Below are 10,844 nucleotides of genomic sequence, written 5' to 3'. Positions count from 1 at the left end.
GGTCTCTCGGCCGCCTGCGGCGCCGCGGATTCCGCCGCGGCGCCGATGATGGCTCCCGAGTCGGCCCTGGCCGCCGCGCCTCCCGGCGGGCAGATCACGGTGTCGGGGGTGAATTACACCGAGGAGCAGCTGAAATCCGGCGTGGACGCCCCGAAGACCGCGGCCGAGAAAGATTCGGGCAGCACAGGCCGGGCAGAGGGGACGGCGGACCAGAAATCGCTGCAGGACCTCGGCCGCATCCCGGCCCCGCTGGTCCGGCTACGTGAGCAGTCCGCGCTGCTGGCCTGCCTCGAGGCGATCGCCCAGCAGAACGCGGCCGGTCCGATCGCCGTGCAGTCCGTCGACTACGCCTCCTACGCCGGCGCCGCCGCCCTGATCGTCCGCTTCTCGGCGGGCGGCACCGACTGGGCCTGGGCGACCGGTCCGGATTGCGGCGCGTCCGGTCGCGGCGCTCAGGTCCGCAAGGCCGTACGGGTAGGCTGAGGACCCGGATTTCCCACCTCGTGACCCCGGCCACCGCCTGGTGTCCGCGGGAATGGCGCGTCTCTTACCGTGGTTCTAGGGTGCGGACCGTCAGGGTCTTTCCCTGGCGTAGACAGACTTGAGGAGTCGGCAGTGGACGAGATCCGGAACCTGATCATCATCGGCTCAGGTCCTTCCGGTTACACCGCGGCGCTCTACGCGGCTCGGGCCAACCTGAAGCCACTGGTCATCGAGGGTGTGCAGTCCGGTGGTGCGCTGATGACGACCACCGAGGTGGAGAACTTCCCGGGCTTCCCCGACGGCATCATGGGTCCCGAGCTCATGGACAACTTGCGCAAGCAGGCCGAGCGGTTCGGCGCGGAGTTCCTGACCGACGACGTCACCCGCGTCGAGCTGGGCGAGCGGCCGACCGAGCCGGGCGCCGAGGGTCTCAAGACGGTGTACGTGGGCGAGACCGAGTACTTCGCCCGTGCCGTGATCCTCTCCACCGGGTCCGCGTGGCGTCCGCTCGGCGTGCCGGGTGAGCAGGAGCTCCTCGGCCACGGCGTCTCGTCGTGTGCGACCTGTGACGGCTTCTTCTTCCGCGGGCAGAACATCGTCGTGGTCGGCGGCGGCGACTCGGCGATGGAGGAGGCGACGTTCCTCACCCGCTTCGCCGAGAACGTGACGATCGTGCACCGCCGCGACTCGTTCCGGGCCAGCAAGGTGATGGCCGCTCGGGCGCTGAACAACCCGAAGATCAAGGTCGAGTGGAACTCGGTGGTCGAGGAGATCCTGGGCGACGACGGCAAGGTCGTCGGCGCGCGGATCCGCGACGTCGTCTCGGGTGAGACGAAGGTCCTCGACGTCACCGGCGTGTTCGTCGCGATCGGTCACGACCCGCGCAGTGAGCTGTTCAAGGGTCAGATCGAGATGGACGACGAGGGGTACGTGAAGGTCGACGCCCCGAGCACTCGCACCAACATCCCCGGCGTGTTCGCGGCCGGCGACCTGGTCGACCACACCTATCGGCAGGCCATCACCGCGTCGGGCACCGGCTGTGCGGCCGCGCTGGACGCCGAGCGCTTCATCGCATCCTTTATCGAGCTCTGAGTTCATCGAGTCGTAGTTTCAGGAGGTCTGCACGTGGGAGCCAAAGCGGTCACCGACGCGACATTCGAAGTTGACGTGTTGAAATCGGACAAGCCGGTGCTGGTCGATTTCTGGGCAGAGTGGTGCGCGCCGTGCCGCAAGGTCGAGCCGCTGCTCGCCGAGATCGCCAACGAGATGGGCGACAAGGTCGAGATCGTCAAGGTCAACATCGACGAGAACCCGGAGACCGCTCGGGCCTACCGCGTGATGTCGGTGCCGACGCTGACGATGTTCAAGGACGGCGAGGCGGTCAACTCGGTCGCCGGCGCGAAGCCCAAGGGCGCCTTGATCAATCTGATCGAGTCGGCTCTCTGACCTGAGACAACAGGACACCCCGCGAGATCTCCTCCGCGGGGTGTCCTTTTCGGTGGGTCTGCCGCGATCCGAAACAGCGGAAGTTGGGTAGTACGCTCCGGAGCGGCTGCCGATAACCTCCCGTCACTGTCCGCCCCCTTCCGATCCAGAGGAGCCGCGTGTGCGTGCCATCCGCCGTGGAGAGACCGGACCTGCCGTAGCGGAGATCCGTTCGATCCTGGTCGAGCTCGAGCTGCTGGTTCCTTCGGCCGGCGCGTCGCCGGACACCTTCGACGAGGACGCCGAGCGGGCCGTGCGGGCGTTCCAGCAGAGCCGCGGCATCGGCGTGGACGGCATCGTCGGCACTGAGACGTGGCAGGCGCTCGACGGCGCCCGGTGGAAGCTCGGCGCACGTACCCTCTTTCACTCGATCCCGGCCGCGCTCGTCGGCGAGGACGTCCACGCTCTGCAGGAGCGCCTACTCGAGATGGGCTTCGACAGCGGCCGCGCCGACGGCATCTACGGCGCTCGGACGGCGCGGGCGGTGGCCCAGTTCCAGCGTGAGGTCGGCCTGACACCGGACGGCTCCTGCGGCCCGCAGACGTTGAAGGCGCTGCGCCGGCTCGGCCGCAAGGTCGTCGGCGGCCGCCCGCAGTGGCTGCGCGAGGCCGAGGCGTTCCGCCAGTCCGGCCCCAACCTGATCGGCAAGACGATCGTGATCGACCCCGGCCACGGCGGCGGTGACGAGCTCGGCGTGGTGGTCCCCGACGGTCCGCTGCGCTGGACCGAGGCCGACCTGGTGTACGACGTGGCCACCCGGCTCGAGGGCAGGCTGGCGGCGGCCGGCATGCGGGTGCATCTGACCCGCGGCCCGGCGCCGGCGCAGTCGATGACCGGCGCCCAGCGCGCCGAGCTGGCGAACGGGCTGGGCGCCGACCTGCTGATCTCGCTGCACCTGGACGAGAACCAGAACCCGGACGCCGACGGGGTTGCGACCTATCACTACGGCACGGGCAACGGCCTGACCTCGACCGTGGGCGAGCGCCTCGCGAACCTGGTGCAGCGCGAGATCGTGGTGCGGACCGGGATGGGCAACTGCCGGATCCACGCCAAGACGTGGGAGCTGCTGCGGCTGACGCGGATGCCGGCGGTCCGCGTGGATCTCGGGTACCTGACGTCGCCGAAGGATCGGGACAGGCTGGTCAACCCGATGTTCCGCGAGCAGATCGTGGAGGCGATCCTGGCCGCGGTGCAGCGGATGTACTACCCGGTCGAGAACGACGTGCCGACCGGCTCGATCGACGTCCGCCAGCTGCGGATGGCGATCGCCGCTCGCCGCGGCTGAGCGCCCGCAGAATCCCTCGGAACGTCAGGTCAGCGAGTCGCGCGTCGCGGCCGCCGGGCGGACCGGGCGCAGCAGCGTGTCCGGGCTCATCGAGCCGAGGAGCTTCTCCAGCGCGTACTCGACGTCGGACTTCCACGAGAGCGCGGTGCGCAGCTCGAGGCGCAGACGTGGGAAGCGCGGATGCGGGCGTACCGTCTTGAATCCCACCGAGAGGAAGAAATCGACCGGCGCGACGCAGCCCTCCTCGCCCTCGTTCGCCTCGCCGAACTTCGCGTCGCCGAAGGCCTCGATCGCCTTGACCCCCCGCTTGGTGAGGTCGCGCGCGACGCCCTGGACGAGCATCCGGCCGAGCCCGCCACCGGCGAAGGCAGCCACGACGTGCGCTGTCATCAGCAGAGCTGCGTCGGCGCTGACCGGGCTGGTGGGGAAGGCCATCGAACGCGGAACGTAGGCCGGCGGCGCGAACATCACGAACCCGGCCGGCATCCCGTCGACGTAGGCGAGCTTGCCGCAGGAACCCCACTCGAGCAGCGTCTGCGAGACCCACGCCTCCTTTTCGAGGCCGGGGTCGCCGGAAGCGCAGGCGCGCTCGGCAGACACCGGGTCGAGCTCCCAGTAGACGCATTGCCGGCACGGTCGCGGCAGATCCTCGAGCGTGTCGAGGGTCAGGCTGACCAGGCGTCGCGACATGAACGGACCCCTTCGTTCCCCGGACGACGGCGCACGGTTTCGTCACATGCCGGTCCGCGCCCCGGTCGGAATCCTACGCTTCCCACTCCTTGATCGGACCTATATGACCAGGCTTATGAGTGATGCCCGTGATTAGCATGGGAGCCCTGTGCTCAATCGTTGAAGGAGTGATCAGCCATGTCCGGCACGACACAGGACGACTACACCGATCGCTATTCGCGGCGGGTCCGGGGGATGACGACTTCCGAGATCCGCGCGCTGTTCTCCGTCGCGAGCCGGCCCGAGGTGGTCTCGCTCGCCGGCGGGTCGCCGTACATCGCCGCGCTGCCGCTGGACGCGGTCGGTGAGATGCTCGGCCGCCTCGCCAGCGACCATGGCGCGACGAGCCTCCAGTATGGCATCGGGCAGGGCACGGTCGAGCTGCGCGAACGCATCTGCGAGGTGATGTCGCTCTCCGGCATCGAGGGCGCTTCGCCGGATGACGTGGTGGTGACGGTCGGCGGTCAGCAGGCGCTCGATCTGATCGCACGGGTCTTCCTGGACCCGGGTGACGTGGTGCTCGCCGAGGGGCCGACCTACGTCGGCGCACTCGGCGTGTTCCAGGCCGCCCAGGCACAGGTGCGGCACGTGGCAATGGACGCAGAGGGTCTGATTCCCGCCGCTCTGTCGCAGGCGCTCGCCGATTGCGGAGGGCGCGCCAAGTTCCTCTACACGATCCCGACCTATCAGAACCCGGCCGGCGTCACGCTGTCGGAGGCCCGGCGCGAAGAGGTGCTCGACATCTGCTCGCGGCACGGGCTGTTGGTGGTCGAGGACGACCCGTACGGCATGTTGAGCTTCGAGGGTGACGCGCCGCGGCCGCTGCGCGCGCGGCGTCGCGAGGGCGTCTTCTACCTGAGCACGTTCTCCAAGACCTTCGCGCCAGGGCTGCGGGTGGGTTGGGTGCTGGCACCCCATGCGGTACGCGAGAAGCTCGTCATGGCCAGCGAGGCGTCGATCCTGTGTCCGAGCGCGTTCGCGCAGGGCGCCGTGACGCAGTACCTGTCGACGATGCCGTGGCGGGAGCAGATCAAGGTCTACCGCGAGGTGTACCGGGAGCGGCGCGATGCGCTGCTGTCGGCGCTCGATGATCTGATGCCGGGCGGGACGACGTGGACCAACCCTGCGGGTGGGCTCTTCGTGTGGGCGACCCTGCCCGAGGGCTTGGACTCCAAGGCGATGATGCCGAGAGCGATCGCGGCGCGGGTGGCGTACGTGCCGGGCACGGGCTTCTACGCGGACGGGACGGGGACGACGAACATGCGGTTGAACTTCTCGTTCTCGGCGCCCGATCGGTTGCGGGAGGGCGTGCGCCGCCTCGCGGGGGTCATGGAGCAGGAGTTGGCGATGAGGGCGGTCTTCGGAGCCGTGGCCGAGCCGCGCCGTCGTCGTGGTTCGGCGGCTGCCGACGCTCCTGGTCCGGATCTGGCATGACGACCGACCCGGGTGCGCCCGCCCGCTCCGCCGAAGGTGTTTCACGTGAAACATCGCGCGGGCGCGCCGATCTCCACGTGCTGGTGCTCGCCGGCGGCCTCTCGTATGAGCGCGATGTGTCGCTGCGGTCCGGACGCCGGGTGCTCGACGCGTTGCGGGGGGCCGGCATCTCCGCCGACATGAGGGATGCCGACGCGTCTCTACTGCCGTCGCTCGAGGGCGACCCGCCGGATGCCGTGGTTCTTGCACTGCACGGGGCGACGGGGGAGGACGGCTCGCTGCGGGGGGTGCTCGACCTGTGCGGCATCCCGTACGTGGGTTGTGACGCCCGTGCTGCGCGCCTGGCCTGGGACAAGCCGTCGGCGAAGTCGATGCTGCGCGAGGCGGGCATCCCGACGCCCAATTGGGTTGCGCTGCCGCATGACCGTTTCTCGGAGTTGGGCGCGGTCGCGGTGCTGGATCGGATCGCGTCGAAGCTCGGCATGCCGCTGATGGTGAAGCCGGCGCAGGGCGGGTCAGGACTCGGCGCGGCGGTGGTTCGGGAAGCGTCCGAGCTGCCGGCCGCGATGGTGGGTTGTTTCGGGTACGACTCGACGGCGTTGGTGGAGCGCTTCGTTTCCGGCACCGGGGTGGCCGTGTCAGTCGTCGACCTGGGCGGCGGACCGCAGGCTCTGCCGGCGGTGGAGATCGTCCCGCGCAATGGCGTCTACGACTATGCGGCGCGTTACACGGCGGGGTTGACGACGTGGCACACTCCGGCGCGGTTGGAGCCGGGGGCGTCATCGCGGGTGGCGGAGACGGCGCTGGCCGCGCACAAGGCGTTGGGCTTGCGTGACTTGTCGAGGGTGGACCTGATCGTGGACGAGGTGGGGGAGGCGCACGTACTGGGCGTGAACGTCTCTCCTGGCATGACGGAGACGTCGCTGCTGCCGCTCGCAGTGCAGGCGGCGGGCCTCGACTTCGGCGAAATCCTGACCACGCTGGTGGTGAGGGCAACAACCCGCGACCAGTCTTAGCTCGTCGCCCGTCGCCCGTCGCCCGTCGCCCGTCGCCCGTCGCCCGTCGCCCGTCGCCCGTCGCCGTCGCCCGTCCCGGACGCGGACCCCACCCGATCGCCTGCACCCGCAAGGCGGTTCGCATCCTCGAGAGCGTGCAGGAAACCTCGGACGCCAACGCCTTGGTGGATGAGATCGTGCTGGTGTCGGACGATGCCCTCAACGCCCTGGGAATTGTTAGGTATCCGACCCGGTGGCGAGTTTGCGCCGGCGAGATGAGACGCGCCACGCCGCCGCTCACATCGCCGGTGTGCACGCACCTAGCGCTGAGATCGCCGTGGCCAGGATCGCAGCCGTCGAAGCTGCTCAACGATCTTCTGCCTGGTCGACCCCCGACGCCGAGCCGGCGCGGCCCACCAGCTGGCCCTCGATCCCGCTGGTCAAGACCCACGAGATGTTCAGCCAGTGGCCGCTCGGACGGCGGCGCGCTGACCATCGCGGATCGACGATCTTTCAGTAGTGATGGCTTCCAATCGCTCGTAGACGGACTGGCCACCGCTCCACGGTCGTTATCGCCCCGCACCGGTAGTCGCCAACGGCCTGCGCAAAGCGGGTCAACTTCTCGGCGAAGTCAGCTGCTGCTCGGCGGCCACCGCGAATCCACCGGCACCCAGTTTCCCCGAGCCGCTCGGGCGAGGACCAACCTCTGGCAGGCGGAAGACGTGGGATGTGATCGTCCGCCTCCAGCCTGTCTTTACAGTGCGGTGATCCGGGAGTCGGCGGCATCGCCGGCCGGTTGGCGGGGCACGGATGCGGAACCTGTTGCGCGGGGGACATCGCCGCTCGGGCTCTTGGGGTTGGCCGCGTCACTTGCGTTGTCCGGCTTTGATATCTCGTCCTTGGCGTCGGCATAGTCGCTTGCACCCTCGGCGACACCGCCGTGAGCGCCGAATACCGACGGGGCAGCAGTCGCGTCGGCGGCGACAGATTGTCCGCTGCCGGCCGGTGGCTCTTGTTCAGGTGCGACCGATGCCTTGTTGGGGGTTGTATCCGAAGTTTCGGCAGTCGGCGAAACGGCGAAAGTCGAGGGCGATTCCCACTGGATGTGCGCCGGCTCTGCGTTGGCCTGGCCGCCGAACTCCGCGAGCCATGCGGCCACGAGCGCCATGTTCTCGCGCCACTGCTGCTCGGAGATGGTGGGGAGGATGTCGTCCCACAACGACAGGAAGGTTCCGCGAAGCTGCAGCCGCCCATAGGGCCGCGCCAGGAACCACATGTGCAGATGAGCCGAGCCGTCACCCCACCGATTGACGTGAACTCGAGCCACTCCGTCGAGCGAGCGGATCGCCCGTTCGAGCCGAACCGTCATGACTCCGAGTTCCGCAGCGAGCATGTTGGGGAGATCGCCGAGGTCGAGATGCGAGCGGCATTCGAGAATCAGAACCATGGGGAGGCCCGTCGGCCGGTCCATCGCGCGCACCCGCCAACGCTCGCTGAACCAGATGTATGCATCGTCGGAGGTGTTGCAAGCGACGCATTCAGCCGCATCCTCACCGCTGCGCGGAGGCTCTACGGCAACCGGTGGGGCTAGGTCCTTGACGCGCAGATCGCCCTCGAAGGGGAACGAGGGCCAGCGGGTGAAGTCCGGCAGAGGGGCTGCGTTGTGGGGCACGAAGCTGACCTTAGTGCAGGCCAGGGCGCACTGTCCCGACACAATTTTGCGGACGTTCGACGGTCAGCCTCGGCACCCGCAAGGCCACGGCGGACGTCGAAGTTGATCACTATCCGCGGGCCCAGCGACATCCCAAAAGTTATCCACAAAAGTTATCCACAGGCCCGCCGGTTTCACGTGAAACGCGACGTAGAACGCATGACCGCCCTGTGGATACACGAGCGAACACACCGTGCTCAGGCCCATCGGGTTTCACGTGAAACAGTGCAACGCGCTTCGTCAACAGTCCAACACACACCCTGTGGATAACGTCGTTCCCCGATGGCCGGCCAGGCCGGAGATCGATCCGCTTGGCTAGCTCTCCCAGGGCGCCGTCCTGGCAAAGCAGCCGTCTGCGGGCTCGCCGGTTGAGCCGGATTCACGTTCAGCTCGCGAGCACCGTTTCATCCTCCGCGTAGAGAGAACGGACAGCGGGCCACGTGCCGAACCTAATCGATCGAGACGGGCCAATCGTGGCTGACACTTCTGAGACTCCAGCCGACGACGAGTCCAGGACGGACGACGAGTCCAGGACGACAGCGGCGCCGACGTCGGGCAGCGCGTCGAGCCGGTCGGCCTCGAGGTCGAGATGCAGAGCGACGAGATGGGCAGCGATGAGCCGGCCGGTCTTGCCCGGCGTCGTTGAGGCCGTGCTCGATCTGCCCGGCGACATCGCACCCGCCGCTCGAACCAAGGTGTCACGAACGCGCGCCGAGAACTAAAACGACAACGATTGAGTCCGCGGCACGTCGATCAACCGGAGCCACGGCGTGGCCAGACGCGGCTTGTAGTCACTTGATCAGCAAACGAGCCCGAGACCCCACAGCCCTCGCACTGTCCGACAGGCAACCAAATAACACGGTCGTTGCTGCAGGCCTGATCCACCCTGTATCTGATGTTGGCGACAGCCGACCGAGAAGCCGACAGCCAGCCACGCTCGACGGCGCGGTCTTCCCCGGCGCCACCCACGTCATCGCGACCGGCCAAGCAGGCCGACAGCCAACCGCAGCCACCAAGTCGACGGCGCCCACTCGCCGACGTTGGTGCGGGCGCACTCAGTCGCGATCACCTCATGAACCATCTGACCTACGCTCGACCAGCACAGAGTCACCGTCACGATCAGCATCAGAGGCGGCGCATCCGACAGTCGACACCGGCCGCAACAGTCAGGCAGATCACCAGATTGAGCGAGTCCGCGTCATCGCACCGCCCCACCGCCGCACCCGGCGATCGGCTGGGTCGGTCCGCTCGGCGGCGAAGTTCCCATCGCCTGTCGCAGGGTGTGGCCGGTAAGGGCATATCGGCTTTTGCCGGTGAGCTAGCGCTGTCGGGACGGTCGGCATGGCCACCGCCCGGTTCGCCGGCCGCTGGGAGTTCACAACCTGCGCGTGCCTGCGCGAGCGCCAGCATGGCGACCGAGAGAGCCGCCCGCAACGGCGGCAAGCTGGAGCAAGGTGAAGGAGGGCAAGCGCAGGCGATGTCGTCGCGAGTAGACGCTGTTGGGCTTTGAAGCCGGGGCGGAAGGAAGCAGCGTCGTGACCGACGCGCTGGTTCCGTGACCCGCAGATCGGCCCAAAGGCTACAAGACTTCAGGTGCTGCGACGAGTGAGCCAGGACCACGACGACGTGCATAGCCGCGACAGCCAGGCGGCCCAATCCGCTGCCGACCGCCGGCTAACAAGAGCCTGCCGGCGCGGCGAGCCGGGCGGGCCCGGGTGGCGCGGACGGCCGGGGCACGGAGGACCTGCCGGGAGGCCGGCGCGGCGCGGCCACCGCGGACGACTGGCGCGGCGAACCCGGCGGGCCGGGGTGGCGCGGCCGGCCGGGCACGGACGGCATGCCAGGAGAGTGGCGCGACGAACCCGGCCGGGGCAGCCGTGACGTTGGCCGGCGGCGGCGCGACCACGACGAGCCGTCGGGCCGGATCAACGGCGCCGGGGCGATCGGCTGGCGCCGGGACGAAGCCGGTCCGGACGACTGGCGCCGCGACGTGGCCGACGACCGGGCCGACGATCAGGCACCCGGTCGCCCGCTAACCGAAGCGGCTTTAGGCCCGAGGCGTCCGACCGGTCAGAGAATCGATGTCACATTCGGCCGCCGCCGCAGGAGCTGCACCGGGTCGTCGAGGCGGATGGGTTCGTCGCGGGATCCAGCTCCTTGCGTCGACGACGGCAGCACTCGCACCGACTCGCTCGAGCTAAGAACGCCTCGGTGCGCTGTCACTCTCGGCAGCGTCCCGCCCTTCTAGCCACCCCACTCAACGCCAAGTCGAATCCGCCGCTGCAAAGGATCTTGACTCCCTTCAGTTGCCTCCGCGGACAACTCACCTGGCGGGCGAGCCTGCACTATCCGGAGGCACACGCCGATCTTGGCGAGCGTCAAGTTCCGCTCCGACGTGGCCCGGCAGGCGACTGGGCATCCGCTTCTCCAAGTGGTCCGGCAACAGCGGCATCCACATGGGACCTGCGGAGCAGCGCCGGCGCAAACCCGCGCCCGCCGAATCGGAGGTCGAGTGATGACCGACAGACTCGCCAGTGACAGGCGTGCCGACATGCAAGTGCTGCTGCACCTGCTCACCGGCGCCCGCTGGCGGATCGGCCCGCGTGACCTGGTGGCGCTGCACCGCCGGGCACGTTCGCTCGCGGCCGCCCGCGCCGCGGTCAACCGGGAGGACCCGGACGAGGTGGTCGGCGACCGCCTGGACGACGCCACGCTGGTCGAG

The 10,844-nt window shown here is 68.8% G+C and carries 8 protein-coding genes and 1 pseudogene; 7 read left to right on the top strand and 2 right to left on the bottom strand.

Annotation, left to right across the window (positions count from 1 at the left end; genetic code table 11):
* The 4 genes and pseudogenes from AB0M20_RS11135 to AB0M20_RS11120 all read left to right on the top strand — a co-directional run.
* Positions 1-483, top strand: a pseudogene (locus AB0M20_RS11135) (hypothetical protein); the annotation flags it as partial.
* A gap of 132 nt (positions 484-615) precedes the next feature.
* Entirely contained in the window at positions 616-1,575 is a 960-nt protein-coding gene (gene trxB, locus AB0M20_RS11130) for a thioredoxin-disulfide reductase (protein ID WP_364296853.1), read from the top strand.
* Positions 1,576-1,608: 33 nt separating this feature from the next.
* The gene (gene trxA / locus AB0M20_RS11125) at positions 1,609-1,929 is read left to right on the top strand and encodes a thioredoxin (protein ID WP_364296851.1); all 321 of its coding nucleotides are present in this window, start codon (positions 1,609-1,611) and stop codon (positions 1,927-1,929) included.
* A gap of 160 nt (positions 1,930-2,089) precedes the next feature.
* Positions 2,090-3,253 carry an N-acetylmuramoyl-L-alanine amidase gene (locus AB0M20_RS11120; RefSeq protein ID WP_364296849.1) on the top strand — a complete coding sequence of 388 codons (1,164 nt, stop codon included), beginning with the start codon at positions 2,090-2,092 and terminating at the stop codon, positions 3,251-3,253.
* A 24-nt stretch (positions 3,254-3,277) separates the two neighbouring features.
* Here AB0M20_RS11120 and AB0M20_RS11115 read toward each other — a convergent pair whose 3' ends face one another.
* Positions 3,278-3,943, bottom strand: coding sequence for a GNAT family N-acetyltransferase (locus AB0M20_RS11115; RefSeq protein WP_364296847.1), 666 nt, complete (start codon positions 3,941-3,943; stop codon positions 3,278-3,280).
* Between the two features lie 177 nt (positions 3,944-4,120).
* Here AB0M20_RS11115 and AB0M20_RS11110 point away from each other — a divergent pair, with 177 nt between their 5' ends.
* Together AB0M20_RS11110 and AB0M20_RS11105 are read left to right on the top strand one after the other, a co-directional pair.
* A complete protein-coding gene (locus AB0M20_RS11110; RefSeq protein ID WP_364296845.1) occupies positions 4,121-5,416 on the top strand; it encodes a PLP-dependent aminotransferase family protein in 1,296 nt (431 codons plus the stop codon).
* Positions 5,413-6,432, top strand: coding sequence for a D-alanine--D-alanine ligase (locus AB0M20_RS11105; RefSeq protein ID WP_364296843.1), 1,020 nt, complete (start codon positions 5,413-5,415; stop codon positions 6,430-6,432). Before AB0M20_RS11110 ends, AB0M20_RS11105 begins: the two co-directional genes overlap by 4 nt.
* A gap of 733 nt (positions 6,433-7,165) precedes the next feature.
* Here the strand turns inward: AB0M20_RS11105 and AB0M20_RS11100 are convergent.
* Positions 7,166-8,062 carry a hypothetical protein gene (locus tag AB0M20_RS11100; RefSeq protein ID WP_364296855.1) on the bottom strand — a complete coding sequence of 299 codons (897 nt, stop codon included), beginning with the start codon at positions 8,060-8,062 and terminating at the stop codon, positions 7,166-7,168.
* A gap of 2,575 nt (positions 8,063-10,637) precedes the next feature.
* Here AB0M20_RS11100 and AB0M20_RS11095 point away from each other — a divergent pair.
* Positions 10,638-10,844, top strand: a 207-nt coding sequence (locus tag AB0M20_RS11095) for a hypothetical protein (RefSeq protein ID WP_364296857.1), incomplete at its 3' end; no start/stop codon positions are given.

Source organism: Actinoplanes sp. NPDC051633, assembly GCF_040681735.1.
Taxonomy (GTDB): Bacteria; Actinomycetota; Actinomycetes; order Mycobacteriales; family Micromonosporaceae; genus Actinoplanes.
The sequence above is the reverse complement of the archived record's forward strand: the minus strand, read 5'-3'. Positions and strand labels throughout refer to the sequence as shown.

What these genes read in the sequence shown, in the direction of transcription:
- AB0M20_RS11115 (WP_364296847.1), bottom strand. Translation starts at nt 3,943, where the DNA reads ATGTCGCGACGCCTGGTCAGCCTGACCCTCGACACGCTCGAGGATCTG.
- AB0M20_RS11110 (WP_364296845.1), top strand. Translation starts at nt 4,121, where the DNA reads ATGTCCGGCACGACACAGGACGACTACACCGATCGCTATTCGCGGCGG.
- AB0M20_RS11105 (WP_364296843.1), top strand. Translation starts at nt 5,413, where the DNA reads ATGACGACCGACCCGGGTGCGCCCGCCCGCTCCGCCGAAGGTGTTTCA.